Raw genomic sequence first — 13,971 nt, forward strand, 5'->3', positions numbered from 1 at the left:
GGATGGAACAAATCTGGGAAATCGTCATCGCCTTCTTCCTGATCGTGTCGGGCGTGTTCGGCTTTGTCGGCTCGTTCGGGATGATCAAGCTCAAGGACCCGATGTCGCGCCTGCACGCGCCGACCAAGGCCACCACGTTGGGGGTGGGCGGGGTCCTGATCGCCTCGATCCTGCATTCTCTGACGCTCGAGGATCACATCTCGCTGCATGAATTGCTGATCACGCTGTTTCTGTTCCTGACGGCGCCGGTCACGGCGCTGTTCATTGCAAAATGGCACATTCACCGGCATGAAACGCCCGAGACCCTGCCGCCCACCGGCGGGGATGGCAGATGGGCCACCCATGCGGTTGCCCCCGACAACGACACACCAGAGCATACGGCCAACTGACAACATGCACATACCGCCCCTGCCCCGCACCCGTGACCTTGTACTGATCGGCGGGGGTCACACCCATGCGCTGGTGCTGCGCAAATGGGGGATGCTGCCACTGGCCGGTACCCGGGTGACGGTGATCAATCCCGGCCCCACCGCGCCCTATTCCGGCATGCTGCCCGGTTTCGTCGCCGGACACTATGACCGCGCGGCGCTGGATATCGACCTGGTGCAACTGGCGCGCTTCGCGGGCGCGCGGGTGGTGCTGGGCGCGGTCCAGGGAATCGACCTCGACCGGCGCGAGATACATGTGCCGGGGCGTCCGCCGGTCGGCTTTGACGTGGCCTCGATCAATGTCGGCATCACCTCGGCCATGCCCGAGATGGAGGGTTTTGCCGATCACGCGGTTCCGGCCAAACCGCTGGGCCCCTTCGCCGCCCGCTGGGCGGCCTATCTGGCGGGCACCGGCCCGGCGCGTGTGGCGGTGATCGGGGGCGGGGTGGCGGGGGCCGAACTGGTCATGGCCATGACCCATGCCCTGCGCAGCCGGGGTCGCGCGGCTCAGGTCACGCTGATCGACCGCGCGCGGGTGCTGGCGGGTCTCGGCCCGCGCGCCACCCAACGCATCCGGCAAGCTATGGAGGGGCTGGGCGTGACCCTGGTCGAAGGGGTCGAGATTGCCCGGATCACCGCCAAAGCGGTCGAACTGGCGGATGGCCGCCGGATCGAGGCCGATTTCGTGACCGGCGCCGCCGGCGCGCGCGCCTATCCCTGGCTGACCGAGACCGGGCTCGACACCGTCGATGGGTTCATCTCGGTCGATGCCTGCCTGCGCTCGAGCGATCCGATGGTGTTCGCCGCCGGAGATTGCGCGCATCTGACCGACAATCCGCGCCCCAAGGCCGGGGTCTATGCCGTGCGCGAGGCGCCGGTTCTCTATGACAACCTGCGCGCGGCGCTGGGGGCCGGGCATCCGCGCCCCTATTGCCCGCAATCCGATTACCTCAAGCTGATCTCGTTGGGCGGCAAATCCGCCCTGGCCGAGAAATGGGGCCGTGTCTTTGCGGGGCCCGCCATGTGGCGATGGAAGGACCGGATCGACCGGACCTTCATGGACCGCTTCCGCGAGCTGCCGCAGATGGGCCAGCCCGCCCTGCCCGAGCTTCACAGCGCCGGGCTGAGCGAGGCGCTGGGGGACAAGCCACTTTGCGGCGGTTGCGGCGCCAAGGTCGGGCGCTCTGCGTTGCGCGCGGCGCTGGCGCCACTACCGGGCGCGATACGCAACGATATCACCCCGCTGCCCGGCGACGACGCGGCGCTGCTGTCAACCGGCGGTGTCCGGCAGGTGATGACCTCGGACCACCTGCGCGCGCTGGTCGAGGATCCGGTGCTGATGACCCGCATCGCCGCCCATCACGCGCTGGGCGATATCTGGGCCATGGGGGCAGAGCCGCAGGCGGCCACCGCAACGGTGATCCTGCCGCGCCTGTCGCCCGAGTTGCAACAGCGCAGCCTGACCGAGATCATGGCCGCTGCAACCGAGGTGATGCGCGCCGCCGGGGCCGAGATCGTCGGCGGCCACAGCTCGGTCGGGGACGAGTTGACCATCGGTTTCACCCTGACGGGCCTTTGTGCACAAGACCCAATCACTCTAGCGGGTGGAAGACCCGGAGATGTCCTGATCCTGACCAAACCACTGGGCAGCGGTATTGTGATGGCCGCCGAGATGGCGGGCCAGGCGCCAGGCACCGATGTAGCCGCAGCTTATGCCCATATGACCACAGACCAGGGAGCCGCCGCGCGAATACTGACCACGGCCCGTGCGATGACCGATGTAACGGGCTTCGGCCTGGCCGGTCACCTGCACGGCATATGCGAGGCCTCGGGTACCGGGGCCGAGATCGCCCTCGACGCGGTGCCGCTGATGGCGGGCGCGCTGGCCCTGTCCGAGGCGGGTCACCGCTCGTCCATCTTCGCCGATAACCGGATGCTGGTGCCGGAATTGCCCGCCACCGGCGCGGCGGCGCTGCTCTTTGATCCGCAAACCGCGGGCGGTCTGTTGGCCGCTGTCGCCCCCGATCAGGCCCAAACGTGTCTCGCAGCATTGATCAAAGCAGGTTACCCCGCCGCCCGGATCGGGACACTCACCGAAAAGCCCGGCCTGCGCCTCGCCCGTTGACGGGGGGCCAGCCCCCCGCCGCCCGTTCCGGGCGCCTCCCCCCGGAGTATTTCCAACCAGAAAGAAGCAGCAGGCCACACCCCTTCATTTCGCCCCAAAATACTCCGGGGGAGTCGCGGCCCGCCGCGACGGGGGCAGCGCCCCCTCGCGCAGCACTCAGAGGTTATCCAGCGCTGCGGCCACCTGTTCCGCCAGCGCATCAATGCCTGCATGGTCGAGTATGTCGGACCGCAGGCACGCCGCAACCTGCACCGCATGGCTGGCGCGGGATTTACGGTAAGCCGGGTCGTAATGCTGCTCCATCAGGGCACGGGTGACCCTGTGTTTGTCACCTGCCGCGACCAGGGCCAGCCACCCCTCGACAACCGCATGCCCCCGGTGATAGCGCAGCGGGTCGAGCCGGGCACTCAAAGTCTCGGCATCCGACAGGATATCGTCATAGGCAGCGGTCAGATACGCGGTGCGGGCGGCGACCGGCGCCTCGATCTCGATCCGGGGCGCGGCGCAGAGCGCGGCCCAGAGGCTGGGCGGCAGGATGCGTTCGCCAATCTTGGAGCTTTCCGCCTCGACCACCACCGGGCGCGCGGTGTCGAGGGCGCAAAGTTTCCCTGCCAGCGCCGATTCGAACGCCTTCTGCCCGGGTTGGCCGCCGGGACGCGCCCCCAGCAGCGAACCGCGATGATTGGCCAGCCCTTCGAGGTCCAGCATCTGGACGCCCAGCGCGGGCAAGCGGGCCAGGATCTCGGTCTTGGCGGTGCCGGTGAACCCGTCGAGCGCCACCAGCCTGTGCGGCAGCGGATCGTCGTAGAGGTACCGGTTCACCAACCGGCGATAGCTGCGGTACCCGCCCGAGACCACCTCGGCCCGCCAGCCGATCTGTTGCAGCATCCAGGTGAACGAGCCGGACCGCTGCCCGCCCCGCCAGCAATAGACCAGCGGCCGCCAGTTGCCCGCGTGATGACTGAGGCTCTGCTCCACATGGTTTGCGGCGTTGCGGAACACCAGCGCCGCGCCCAGCTTGCGCGCCAGAAACGGGCTTTGCTGCTTGTAGATGGTGCCGACGCGGGCGCGTTCTTCGTTGTCCAGCACCGGCAGGTTGATGGCGCCGGGCAGATGATCTTCGGCATATTCTGCCGGGCTGCGCACGTCGATGACGGCGTCATAGCCATGCGCATAGAGCTGTGGGAGCGTGGTGAATTCAAGAGCCATGCGCGCGGTGTAGCGCCCTTTGCGGATCAGTAAAAGATCACCCGTCGAAAGGTTCGATCAGTTCGGGTCCGGTGGCGCGGTTCGAATTCACCGCCGGGTCGACGCGGTGATAATCCAGCACATCTTCGGCACCCGGCTGCATCAGCCGGGCGGCACCATGGCCTGCCTCGCCCAGCCAGAGTGGCCAATCATCTGGTTCCAGGATCAGCGGCATCCGGTGATGCAGCTTACCCAGATGATTGTTGGCTGCGGTGGTGACGATGGCGCAGGTGGGCTGGCGCGCGCCCTCGGGTCCCCAGTCCTGCCAGATCCCGGCAAAGGCGATCGGCGCACCGTCGCGGCGGTGGATGTACCATGGCAGGCGCACGTCCCCGCCCGGTCGCGTCCATTCATAGAAACCGGTGGCCGGGATCAGACAGCGCCGCTGGCGACAAGCGGCGCGGAAAGCGGGTTTGTCGGCCAGCGTCTCGGCGCGGGCATTGATCAGCAGCGGGCCGTCGGTTTCGGTCTTGTACCACTGCGGCAGGAAGCCCCAACGCATCGCCAACAGGGTCCGCCCGCCCGGCCCCGCCCGCACCACATGCACCGGGTTGGTCGGGCAGATATTGTAGTTCGGCACCAATGGCAGGTCATTGGCCGGCTGCGCCTGGAACAGGCGCGCCATGGCATCGCTGGGCAGGGTGTTGGCGATCCGTCCGCACATGGCGGCAGGTTACGAGGCCGCCTGCACCTTGGCCAGCACCTCTTGCACCTGAGCCTCGGCAATCTGCCAGGCCGGCAGTGCTTCGATCGCCGCGATCCAGCGGTGAACATTGGCAAAGCCGTCCAGCGGATACTGGCACTGCGCGCGCAGGCTGAGGATGCAGGCGACCGAGATATCGGCCAGCGTCACCCCGTCGCCAACCAGCCAGTCACGCCCGGCCAGATGAGCGTCGAGAACGGCCCCGTATCTGGCGGTCTGCGTGGTGGCGGCTTCCAGATCGGCATCCATCTGGCCAAAGATATGGCGGCTGATGAACGGCGAGAGCGCAGGCGTCCAATGCGCGGTCTCCCAGAACTGCCAGCGCAGGATATCATAGCGGATGTCGGATTTCGGCCAGAGGGTGGTCTCGGCCTCGGCACAGAGCCGCGCCATGATGGCGTTCGATTCCCAGAGCGTGCCGCCGTCTTCATATTCGAGCACCGGCACCTTGGCATTTGGGTTGAGGGCAACAAATCCCGGGGCGTGCTGCTCGTCGGTGGCAAGATTGACCAATTCCAGCGGCAGGTTCAGACCCAGATGGGCGTTGACCACAAGCACCTTGCGAGAGTTCGGGGACGGAGGAAAGACATGCAGTTTCATGGGGCACCCATTATTTAACCATTTCGTTAATTATATGATCTTCCTGCCCTGCGTCAACCCGTGTGTCCAAGGCCGCGGCGGTTGCGGCCCCGCGCCTTGCACCCTAAACCTGTGCTCATCTTGTAACGGAGACAGCTCAAGGTGCAGAACGACATCTCTCAGGCACAGCGCGCCGTCCAAGGCGGCGACTTCCGCACCGCTCAACGACTGGCCCGCAAGGGGCTGAAAGCCGACAAGACGCATCCCGGCTGGATGAACATCGCCGGGATCGCCGAATGCGGCCTGGGCCGGCACAAGGCCGGGCTGCCGCATTTCCAGCTGGCGCTGAAGCTTGCCCCCGATTTCCATGACGCCCGGCGCAATCTGGCACAGACGTTGGTGCTGTTGGGACGCACGGACGAGGCCGACATGCACCTGAGACAGCTGACCGATGCGAACCCGCAGGACGCCGGGGCCTGGGCGCTGCTGGCGCAGGTTGGAATGGCACGGGGCGATGACGTGGCAGCGAAGGCTGCGGTCGACCGCGTGATCGCGCTGTATCCCGGTCAGGCGCACGGGTATCTGCTCAGGGCGCGGTTGTTGGGGCAAACGGGTGACGAGATGGGGGCACTGGCCGATCTCGAACGCGCGGCAGAGCTTGAGCCGGGCAATGTCGAGGCGCTGATCGCGCTGTCGCTGCCACTGGCGCGGGCCGACCGGCCCGATGCGGCCCGCACGGTGGCGGAACGGGCGGTGGCGCTGGCCCCGGGTCATGTTCCGGCTCGGCTGGCGCTGGCAATGCGGCTGGTGGAACAGGGTCAGACCGAGGCCGCCAAGGAACAGTACCGGGCGGTGCTGGAGATCACGCCGGGACAGCCTGAGGCGCTGGAGCAACTGGCGCAGATCAATTCGGGCGCGGAAAACGCCGCGTTGATCCCACAGGCGTTGGCGGCGCTGAAGGCCGCCGATGACAGCGGCCCGGCCAAGGGGCAGTTGCATTTCGCACTGGCCCGGATCGCCGCACAAGCGGGCGACGAGGACGGGTTTGCCAAACACCTGACCCGCGCCAATGCAGCGATGGCGCGGTTGATGCCCTATGACGCCGGGGCCGACACCCGGCTGAGCGAGGCGCTGATGGCGCGGTTCGTGCCGGGCGCGGACCGTGACGGGTCGGGCGATGGTGTGGCACCGGTCTATGTGCTGGGCCTGCCGCGATCCGGCACCTCTCTGACCGAGGCAATGCTGGGCGCGCATCCGGCGGTACATCCGCTGGGCGAGCGCATCGCGCCGGGTCGGCTGCTGGCCCCCTTGATCAACGGCAACCTGCCATTCGATGAACAGGCGCGCGCCACCTTCCGCAAAGGTGAGGCCGAGAGCCTGCCCGCCCTGCCCGACGGCACCCGGTTCTATACCGACAAGATGCCCGAGAACTATCGGCTGGTGGGGTTCCTGCTGACGGCGCGGGCGGATGCGCGGGTGATCCACCTGCGGCGCGACCCGCGCGATGTGGCGCTGTCGCTGTGGCAGGCGCATCTGGCGGGATCGGCGCTGAACTATGCCTATGACCTGCGGGCCATGGCGCATCGGTTCAACCAGTATGCCCGGATGATGGCGCATTGGCATGCGGAGTTCCCGGGCCGCATCCTGGATCTGGCTTACGAGGATCTGGTGGCGGATGTAGAGGGCGCCAGCCACCGGCTGGCCGCACATCTGGGGCTGGACTGGGTGCCCGAAATGGCGCGACCCGATCAGGCGGCAGGCCAGGTGCTGACACTCAGCGCAAACCAGTTGCGCCAGCCGGTGCACACCCGCTCGGTCGGCAAATGGCGCAAGCATGAGGCCATGCTTGCGCCATTCATCGCAGGTCTCGACCCCGGGCTCTGGCCCGAGTTGGGCCAGGCCAGAGTCTGACGGTCACTTCTTGACGATGCGCCCATCCACATAGGGCTGATAAGGCGCGTTGGCGGCAAGGTATTCCGCTGTCACATCGGCCAGATCGGGACCGTAGTCATAGGCGTTCTTGTCGTCGCCCGAGAACATCGCATAGCCGTCACCGCCATTGCGGACATAGTTGTTGGTCACAACCATGTAGGTCGCGGCCGGATCGAGAGGCACAAAACCGTCCTCGCTGGCGACCATGACCTCGACAATGCGGCTGCCGGCAGGCTGCGCGCTGTCCCAGGCATAGGTCAGGCCCGAGACCTGCGGAAAGCGACCCGCGCCCTCTTCAACCTGGCTGACGCCGTTCTCCAGCGCCTCGACGATCAGGGCGCCGGTCGCCTCGAAGGTCGACAGCGTGTTCTGGAACGGCAGTACCGTCAGCACCTCGCCCATGGTCACGTCACCCGCGTCAATCGAGGCGCGCAGCCCGCCCGAATTGGCGATGGCGATGGTGACGCCCTGATCGGCGACGCGATCCAGCATGGCGTCAGCCACCAGATTGCCCATCTGGCATTCCTGCACCCGACAGACATCGCGGTTGCCCTCGATGGGCGCGGCGGCATTGGCGACCACCTTGTTGCGGATCTCCTCCAGCGGCACCGCCAGTTCCTGGATGCGGGCGACGGTAGCGGCGTCCTCGGACACAGCGGCGTCCATGATCAGCGGCTCGCCCACCGCCTCGGTCACATTGCCCGCATCGTCAAAGGTGACGTTCAGCTCGCCCAGGAACTTGCCATAGGCATAGGCCTGAACGATCTGCACTCCGTTGACCACGGTGGGATAGGGGCCCGACGCCTTGTCCGAGACATTCGACAGGTAGGTGTTGGAATGACCACCCACGATCACGTCGACGCCGGTCGTTTCCGCCGCGACCCGCTGGTCGGTGCCATAGCCCGAATGGCTGAGGACGATGATCTTGTTCACGCCCTCGGCGGTCAGCCGGTCAACCTCGGCCTGCACGGCAGGCACCGGGTCCGAGAACGAGATATTCGGGCCGGGGCTGGCCAGTTCATGGGTATCCTCGGGCGTCAGGCCGATCAGGCCGATCTTTTCGCCACCCTTCTCGATCACCGTCGATTTCAACAGCTTGGTGGCCAGCAGCTCCTCGCCGCTGAAATCGGCATTGGACATCAGGACCGGAAAGCCCACCGCATCCATGAAGCCGCGCAGCACCTCGGGGCCGTCGTCGAATTCGTGGTTGCCCACGGTCATCGCGTCATAGCCGAGCTTGTTCATGAACTCGGCCGCAACCTTGCCCTTGTAATAGGTATAGAACAGCGTCCCCTGGAACTGGTCGCCGCCATCGACAAGGATGGAATTGCCGGCGCGGGCGCGGGCGGCTTCGATCGCGGTCACCAGGCGGGCGGTGCCCCCGAAACACTTGCCTTCGGTATTCTCTTCGGGCTTGCACCCGCTGTCATATTTGCTGATCGGTTCGAACCGGGCGTGGAAATCGTTGGTATGCAGAATGGTCAGCTTATATTCGGCGGCGGCCATGCCGGCCGTCAGGCCCAGCGCCGCGACCGAAGTCATGAAACGGGTGAACATGCTATCAACTCCCTGTTGTTATTGCGCGTGATGGTGCGCGCGGAATTGAGCGGAGTCAAAGGTCTCGTGAGGGAAATCGCGCTTGATTCCTCCCCCTGCCCAAGGCATCACCGGGCCATGCTGATCTACAAGATTTTCCGGGCCGACGAATGGGCGGCGCTGACATGTGACGGCCAGAGCGCCGGGGCACCGGTGGACCTAGCCGACGGGTTCGTGCATTTCTCGACCGCCCAGCAGGCGGCGGAAACGGCAGCCAAGCATTTTGCCGGGGCCGAGGGGCTGGTCTTGCTGGCCTGCGAAGCGGATGCCATGGGCGAGGCACTGAAATGGGAAGTGTCGCGCGGCGGTGCCCTCTTTCCGCATCTTTACCGCGAATTGCGGCTGTCGGATGTGGTCTGGTCGCAGACGCTGCCGCTGGTGGATGGCATGCATCAATTCCCGCAGGAGATGACATGACAGGTTACATCGACCCCGACCGCGCCCAGTTCGAGGCGTTCAAGTCGCTGGACCGCGACCATCCCATCGAGATGCTGAACCTTGTCAGGTTCCGCGACCACGCCGCCTATCCCGAGGGCCACGCGCTGGCCGGCGCCGGGCTGAGCGGGGCCGAGGCCTATCGCAATTATGGCCGCGAGACCGCGCCGATCATCGCGCGGCTGGGCGCCTCGATCGTCTGGCGCGGCGCGTTTCAGACCGTGCTGATCGGCCCCGGCGACGAGGTCTGGGACGAGATGTTCATCGCCCGCTACCCCAATGCCCATGCGTTTCTGGAGATGGTGACCGATCCCGCCTATCGGCAGGCGGTGGTTCACCGGCAGGCAGCTGTCGAAACCTCGCGCCTGATCCGCACCAAACCCGGCACAGGGGGCACAAGCTTCGGATGAAGATGATCGAGAAACTGGGGCTGGCGGCCCTGCACCGGCTGGACCCGGAAACCGCGCATGGCCTGTCGATCAAGGCGCTGCAGGCGGGGCTGGTACCCCTGCCCGGCCCGGTGACCTCGCCCCGGCTGCGCACGCGGATGGCGGGGCTCGATCTGCCCAACCCGGTGGGGCTGGCGGCTGGGTTCGACAAGAATGCCGAGGCACTGGCGCCACTCTCGCGGGCAGGCTTCGGGTTTATCGAGGTGGGGGCAGCAACGCCGCGCCCGCAGCCGGGCAACCCGCGCCCGCGCCTGTTTCGCCTGACCGAGGACCGCGCCGCGATCAACCGGTTCGGCTTCAACAACCAAGGGATGGAGGCGATTGCCGCGCGACTGGCAAAGCGCCCCCGCGACGCGGTGATCGGTCTCAATCTGGGGGCGAACAAGGACAGCACCGACCGGCCCGGCGATTTCGCCCGCGTGCTGGCGCATTGCGCGGCGCATCTGGATTTTGCCACCGTGAACGTGAGCTCTCCCAACACCGAGAAACTGCGCGACCTGCAAGGGCGCGCGGCGCTGACGGCGCTGCTCTCGGGCGTGATCGAGACCCGCGATGCGCTGGCGCGACCGATCCCGGTGTTCCTGAAAATCGCGCCGGACCTGAGCGAGGACGAGATCGCCGATATCGCCGCCGTGGCGCGTGATACGGGTGTGGATGCGGTGATTGCCACCAACACCACCCTGTCGCGCGAGGGGCTGCACAGCACCCACAAGGATGAGGCGGGCGGGCTGTCGGGCGCGCCGCTGTTTGACAAATCGACCCGAGTACTGGCGCGGCTGTCGGCGCTGACTGGCGGCGAGATCCCGTTGATCGGCGTCGGCGGCATCAGCAATGCCGAACAAGCCTATGCCAAGATCCGCGCCGGCGCCTCGGCGGTGCAGTTCTATACCGCGATGGTCTACGGCGGTGTCGCGCTGGCAGCTGAGATCGCGCGCGGGCTTGATGCGCTTTTGGCGCGCGACGGCTTCGCCTCGGTCGCCGAGGCGGTGGGAACCGGAAGAAAGGACTGGCTGTGATCGAATACTGGCATAATCCGCGTTGTTCCAAGTCGCGGCAGGGTCTGGCGCTGCTGGAAAAACGCGGCGCCGAGGTGCAGGTGCGTCGCTATCTGGAGCAGGCGCCCAGCCTTGAGGAGTTGCAGGCCGCGCAGGCGGCGCTGGGGGTTGCGGCCATCGACATGATGCGCACGGGCGAGGCGCGGTTCAAGGAACTGGGTCTCAGCAAGAGCGACCCCGACGAGGTTCTGCTGGCCGCCATGGCGGAAAACCCGGTGCTGATCGAACGGCCGCTGGCAATCAAGGGCCATCGGGCGGTGATCGGGCGCCCGCCCGAGGATATGCTCAGCCTGTTGGACTGACCGCCGCGCGCTCCAGCGCCGGATAGCGCAGGCCCAGCGTGATGCCGCGCGCGATGAAGGAAATCGTCAGCGCCATCCACAGGCCGTGATTGCCGTAGGGCTCGATCAGCAACCAGACGGCGGCGAAGTAGATCGCCGCCGAGAGCGCCATCATGTTGCGCATGTCGGCCGAGCGGGTGGCGCCGATAAAGATGCCATCGAACATCACCAGTGCCAGGATCAAGAGCGGCGCCGCCACCATCCAGGCCAGATAGCCGCGCGCCGCCAGTTGCACGCTCGGATCCTTGGTCATCACGTCGATCAGCCAGGGCCCGAGCGCCCAGAACACCACCGCCAGCAACAGAGCCAGCACCAGTCCCCAGAGGCTGGTCATCCATGCCGCGCGCCTGAGCCGGGCCACCGCACCGGCGCCAAAGGCCTGCCCCACCAGCGACTCGGCGGCAAAGGCAAAGCCGTCCAACGCATAGCCGGTGATATGGATGAATTGCAGCAAGACCTGGTTGGCCGCCAGCGTCACATCGCCGAACCGCCCGCCGAGCAACAGGAAGCTGACAAAGATCGCCTGAAGCAGCATCGAGCGGATCAGGATATCGGTGTTGACCACCGCCATGCGGCGCAGGCGGGCGGCCTCGAACACCCGCGCCCAGTCGCGCCAGCGCGGGTTCAGAAAAGCATCGCGGCAGAGCCAGAGGCCAAAGGCGAGCCCGGTCCACTCGGCCAGGAAAGTGGCAAAGGCAACCCCGTTCACCCCCCAGCCGAGACCAAGCACGAACCACAGGTCGAGCCCCATGTTGAGCCCGTTCATCCACAGTTGCAGCACCAGCACCGCCCGTGTGCGCTCCAGCGCGATCAGCCAGCCGGTTATGCCGTAGATGGCGATGGCGGCGGGGGCCGACCAGATGCGGATGGACATGTAGCCGCGCGCCAGCGTCTCGACCTCGGCGCTGGCCGGGCTGAGGGCCAACGCGCCCCAATAGATCGGCAGTTGCAGCAGAATCAGTGCGACTCCACCTGCCACACCGATCATCAGCGAGCGGGTCAGCAGGGCGGCAACCTCGCCCTCTTGCCCTGCCCCATGGGCCTGCGCCGTCAAGCCGGCAGTGCCCATGCGCAGAAAGCCAAAGATCCAGTAGATCGCCGACAGGATGATCGCGCCGACGCCAACGGCGGCGATGGGTGCGGCCTGGGGGATCTGCCCCACCACGGCGGTATCCACCGCGCCAAGGATCGGCACGGTCATGTTGGCCAGCATGATCGGAACGGCGATCTTCAGAACCCGCTGATGCGTGATCGGGGCCGCGTCGGACATGTACCGCTCAGCTTTCGGGTTTGGGATCCTGCGGCATCAGGAAATGCCCGGTCCCCTGCGCATAAAGCTTGTCGTGGTGGTCCTGCCATGCCTCGACCCGGACCGAGGCATAGCGCCGCCCGGCGCGGCTGATATAGGCGCGCGCATAGGCGTCGCGCGGCAGGCCCGAGCGCAGGTAGTCGATGGTAAAGTCGATGGTCTTGGGAAAGCGCATATTCTCGTCGGTCAGAATATCCTCGGGCGCCAGGTCACCGCTCTCGATCCGTTCGAACAGATGCGCCCAACTGAGGGTGATGATTGCCGTCACCTCGAGAAACGCCGCCGTCACCCCGCCGTGAATGGCGGGCAGGAACGGGTTGCCGATCAGCTTGTCGTCGAAATTCAGCACCCCGGTCAGCTCATCCCCGCGCCGGTCAAAGGTGATGCCCAGAAAGCGGATATAGGGCACGCCGCTGACCAGCGCGTTCAACGCGGCATCGCGGCGCTGCTTGACCACCTGCATCGGTTCGGGACGGGTCCGGGCCATCTCAGCGACCCTCCACAGTAAACGCACCGGCAGCGGTGGCGACGGGACGGTCGGTATCGTCATCGGTGGCCACCGCACGCACAAAGGCCACATTGCGGGTGATATGATGACAGGTCGCACGGGTGGTGATGGTCTGCCCCGGGGTCGCGGCCCGCATGTAGTCGATCCTGAGGTCGATTGTCGCAGTTCCGCCCGGCGCTGCGGGATGACTCATGACTGCGGCGCCGCAGCAGGTATCCAGCATCGCCGACACCGCGCCGCCATGAATGACCCCTGTGCGCGGATCGCCCACCAGATCGGGGTTGTAGGGCATGGAAATCTCGGCCTCGCCCTGACCGATATGGGTCAACTCCAGCCCCAGCGCCTTGGCATGGGGTATCGCCTGGATGAATTGCCGGGCCAGTTTCACCTTGTCTGTCATGCGCTTGCGATCCCGCCTTTGTTCCGCTCCTTTATGAGCAGGCCGCGACACAAAGGGCAAGCCCGGCAGTTGCGCTGGAATTCGCAAGCCCCTAGGTTGCGGGCAAGGAGATTGGACATGCCCGAGACGCGTTTGTCATTCAAGGAGATGTGCGCCGAGTTCGACGTGACCCCGCGCACGCTCAGATATTACGAGTATATCGAACTCCTCCAGCCCGACCGCGAAGGGCGTGCCCGCTATTACGGCGCCCGCGAACGGGCGCGGATGAAGCTGATCATGCGCGGCCGACGCTTTGGATTTGCGCTGGAAGAAATCCGTCAGTGGCTGCTGATCTACGAGGACGAAGGCAACCAGGCGCAGATGACCGCCTTTGTCGAAATGGCCGACCGCCAGATGAACGAATTGCGCCTGCAACAGCAGCAACTGGAAGAAGCCATGAGCGAGTTGCAGCAGCTGCGTGAACAAACCGCCAAAGGCATCAAGTAAACCGCTCCTTGCCGCAAACGTGATCCGGGCGCGCGCGCCGATGGGTTGCCTTTGATCCCTGCCTGGCGCAGGCTGGACCCTGCCCTGCACCTGCCGGCGGGGCCTTTGCGGGAGGATCAGATGCCGAACCCTGCACTCCTTGTGACCCTGATGATCGCGGCCATTGCACTGGCGGCCTGTGATCCCGGTCCAACCGGCTATGGCACCGCGCCTGCGGGCGTCGATCAGGCGCAATGGGACCGCGAGATCGCCGCCCGCCGTCAGGCGCGCAGCGACTTCTACCGCGGGCCACGCGGCGGTGCCACCGGACGCTGATTCCGCAGCTTTACCGTCGGTACCGGCCGCGAAACGCAGCTCGGACGCGGCTTCCGCGGGTA

General features: G+C 66.2%; 16 protein-coding genes. 9 read left to right on the plus strand and 7 right to left on the minus strand.

Going from position 1 to position 13,971, the window contains the following annotated elements:
• Positions 1-2: 2 nt before the first annotated feature.
• Both MB818_RS06550 and selD read left to right on the plus strand, forming a co-directional pair.
• Complete coding sequence (locus MB818_RS06550) at positions 3-389, plus strand: Na+/H+ antiporter subunit G (RefSeq protein WP_234138859.1); 387 nt, start codon at positions 3-5, stop codon at positions 387-389.
• Between the two features lie 4 nt (positions 390-393).
• Positions 394-2,553 (plus strand): selenide, water dikinase SelD, encoded by a 2,160-nt coding sequence (selD, locus tag MB818_RS06555; RefSeq protein ID WP_238904501.1) that lies wholly within the window; start codon positions 394-396, stop codon positions 2,551-2,553.
• Positions 2,554-2,709: 156 nt separating this feature from the next.
• Here the strand turns inward: selD and mnmH are convergent, their stop codons facing one another.
• Genes mnmH through MB818_RS06570 form a run of 3 tightly spaced genes read right to left on the minus strand, consistent with a single transcriptional unit; the run spans position 2,710 to position 5,104 of the window.
• A complete protein-coding gene (mnmH, locus tag MB818_RS06560; RefSeq protein ID WP_234177298.1) occupies positions 2,710-3,762 on the minus strand; it encodes a tRNA 2-selenouridine(34) synthase MnmH in 1,053 nt (350 codons plus the stop codon).
• 37 nt (positions 3,763-3,799) lie between these two features.
• Positions 3,800-4,465 carry an SOS response-associated peptidase gene (locus MB818_RS06565; RefSeq protein WP_234217016.1) on the minus strand — a complete coding sequence of 222 codons (666 nt, stop codon included), beginning with the start codon at positions 4,463-4,465 and terminating at the stop codon, positions 3,800-3,802.
• A gap of 9 nt (positions 4,466-4,474) precedes the next feature.
• The gene (locus MB818_RS06570) at positions 4,475-5,104 is read right to left on the minus strand and encodes a glutathione S-transferase family protein (protein ID WP_234177296.1); all 630 of its coding nucleotides are present in this window, start codon (positions 5,102-5,104) and stop codon (positions 4,475-4,477) included.
• A gap of 141 nt (positions 5,105-5,245) precedes the next feature.
• Here MB818_RS06570 and MB818_RS22050 point away from each other — a divergent pair, with 141 nt between their 5' ends.
• Positions 5,246-6,994, plus strand: coding sequence for a sulfotransferase (locus MB818_RS22050; protein ID WP_238904503.1), 1,749 nt, complete (start codon positions 5,246-5,248; stop codon positions 6,992-6,994).
• Between the two features lie 3 nt (positions 6,995-6,997).
• On the opposite strand, the gene MB818_RS06580 is transcribed toward MB818_RS22050, so the two are convergent.
• Complete coding sequence (locus MB818_RS06580) at positions 6,998-8,572, minus strand: bifunctional metallophosphatase/5'-nucleotidase (protein WP_234138853.1); 1,575 nt, start codon at positions 8,570-8,572, stop codon at positions 6,998-7,000.
• A gap of 117 nt (positions 8,573-8,689) precedes the next feature.
• Here MB818_RS06580 and MB818_RS06585 point away from each other — a divergent pair, with 117 nt between their 5' ends.
• Genes MB818_RS06585 through arsC form a run of 4 tightly spaced genes read left to right on the plus strand, consistent with a single transcriptional unit; the run spans position 8,690 to position 10,852 of the window.
• A complete protein-coding gene (locus MB818_RS06585; RefSeq protein ID WP_238904505.1) occupies positions 8,690-9,028 on the plus strand; it encodes a DUF952 domain-containing protein in 339 nt (112 codons plus the stop codon).
• The gene (locus MB818_RS06590) at positions 9,025-9,456 is read left to right on the plus strand and encodes a DUF1330 domain-containing protein (protein WP_238904507.1); all 432 of its coding nucleotides are present in this window, start codon (positions 9,025-9,027) and stop codon (positions 9,454-9,456) included. The genes MB818_RS06585 and MB818_RS06590 overlap by 4 nt, the downstream gene beginning before the upstream one ends.
• Positions 9,453-10,511, plus strand: a complete 1,059-nt coding sequence (locus MB818_RS06595; protein WP_238904509.1) for a quinone-dependent dihydroorotate dehydrogenase — start codon at positions 9,453-9,455, stop codon at positions 10,509-10,511. Before MB818_RS06590 ends, MB818_RS06595 begins: the two co-directional genes overlap by 4 nt.
• The gene (arsC, locus tag MB818_RS06600; protein WP_238904511.1) at positions 10,508-10,852 is read left to right on the plus strand and encodes an arsenate reductase (glutaredoxin); all 345 of its coding nucleotides are present in this window, start codon (positions 10,508-10,510) and stop codon (positions 10,850-10,852) included. The genes MB818_RS06595 and arsC overlap by 4 nt, the downstream gene beginning before the upstream one ends.
• On the opposite strand, the gene MB818_RS06605 is transcribed toward arsC, so the two are convergent.
• From MB818_RS06605 to MB818_RS06615, 3 genes are read right to left on the minus strand one after another with little or no spacing between them, the layout of a single operon-like run.
• Complete coding sequence (locus MB818_RS06605; RefSeq protein ID WP_234138848.1) at positions 10,836-12,161, minus strand: MATE family efflux transporter; 1,326 nt, start codon at positions 12,159-12,161, stop codon at positions 10,836-10,838. The two genes, arsC and MB818_RS06605, sit on opposite strands and share 17 nt — an antisense overlap.
• Before the next feature lie 7 nt (positions 12,162-12,168).
• Positions 12,169-12,687, minus strand: coding sequence for a PaaI family thioesterase (locus MB818_RS06610; RefSeq protein WP_234138847.1), 519 nt, complete (start codon positions 12,685-12,687; stop codon positions 12,169-12,171).
• A 1-nt stretch (position 12,688) separates the two neighbouring features.
• Positions 12,689-13,108 carry a PaaI family thioesterase gene (locus MB818_RS06615; RefSeq protein WP_234138846.1) on the minus strand — a complete coding sequence of 140 codons (420 nt, stop codon included), beginning with the start codon at positions 13,106-13,108 and terminating at the stop codon, positions 12,689-12,691.
• Between the two features lie 117 nt (positions 13,109-13,225).
• On the opposite strand from MB818_RS06615, the gene MB818_RS06620 reads away from it, so the two are divergent.
• Both MB818_RS06620 and MB818_RS06625 read left to right on the plus strand, forming a co-directional pair.
• Positions 13,226-13,594, plus strand: coding sequence for a MerR family transcriptional regulator (locus MB818_RS06620; RefSeq protein WP_234138845.1), 369 nt, complete (start codon positions 13,226-13,228; stop codon positions 13,592-13,594).
• 120 nt (positions 13,595-13,714) lie between these two features.
• Positions 13,715-13,909 (plus strand): hypothetical protein, encoded by a 195-nt coding sequence (locus tag MB818_RS06625; protein WP_234138844.1) that lies wholly within the window; start codon positions 13,715-13,717, stop codon positions 13,907-13,909.
• Positions 13,910-13,971: the final 62 nt, after the last annotated feature.

Origin of the sequence: Ruegeria alba (assembly GCF_022321465.1) — a bacterium.
Classification (GTDB): Bacteria; Pseudomonadota; Alphaproteobacteria; order Rhodobacterales; family Rhodobacteraceae; genus Ruegeria_B; species Ruegeria_B alba.

Excerpts from the sequence above, each read along its gene's own strand:
- MB818_RS06615 (WP_234138846.1), bottom strand. The coding sequence starts at position 13,108 with ATGACAGACAAGGTGAAACTGGCCCGGCAATTCATCCAGGCGATACCC.
- MB818_RS06570 (WP_234177296.1), bottom strand. The coding sequence starts at position 5,104 with ATGAAACTGCATGTCTTTCCTCCGTCCCCGAACTCTCGCAAGGTGCTT.
- selD (WP_238904501.1), top strand. The coding sequence starts at position 394 with ATGCACATACCGCCCCTGCCCCGCACCCGTGACCTTGTACTGATCGGC.
- MB818_RS06610 (WP_234138847.1), bottom strand. The coding sequence starts at position 12,687 with ATGGCCCGGACCCGTCCCGAACCGATGCAGGTGGTCAAGCAGCGCCGC.
- MB818_RS06625 (WP_234138844.1), top strand. The coding sequence starts at position 13,715 with ATGCCGAACCCTGCACTCCTTGTGACCCTGATGATCGCGGCCATTGCA.
- MB818_RS06580 (WP_234138853.1), bottom strand. The coding sequence starts at position 8,572 with ATGTTCACCCGTTTCATGACTTCGGTCGCGGCGCTGGGCCTGACGGCC.
- MB818_RS06590 (WP_238904507.1), top strand. The coding sequence starts at position 9,025 with ATGACAGGTTACATCGACCCCGACCGCGCCCAGTTCGAGGCGTTCAAG.
- MB818_RS06595 (WP_238904509.1), top strand. The coding sequence starts at position 9,453 with ATGAAGATGATCGAGAAACTGGGGCTGGCGGCCCTGCACCGGCTGGAC.
- mnmH (WP_234177298.1), bottom strand. The coding sequence starts at position 3,762 with ATGGCTCTTGAATTCACCACGCTCCCACAGCTCTATGCGCATGGCTAT.
- MB818_RS06605 (WP_234138848.1), bottom strand. The coding sequence starts at position 12,161 with ATGTCCGACGCGGCCCCGATCACGCATCAGCGGGTTCTGAAGATCGCC.
- MB818_RS06565 (WP_234217016.1), bottom strand. The coding sequence starts at position 4,465 with ATGTGCGGACGGATCGCCAACACCCTGCCCAGCGATGCCATGGCGCGC.
- MB818_RS06620 (WP_234138845.1), top strand. The coding sequence starts at position 13,226 with ATGCCCGAGACGCGTTTGTCATTCAAGGAGATGTGCGCCGAGTTCGAC.
- MB818_RS06585 (WP_238904505.1), top strand. The coding sequence starts at position 8,690 with ATGCTGATCTACAAGATTTTCCGGGCCGACGAATGGGCGGCGCTGACA.
- MB818_RS06550 (WP_234138859.1), top strand. The coding sequence starts at position 3 with ATGGAACAAATCTGGGAAATCGTCATCGCCTTCTTCCTGATCGTGTCG.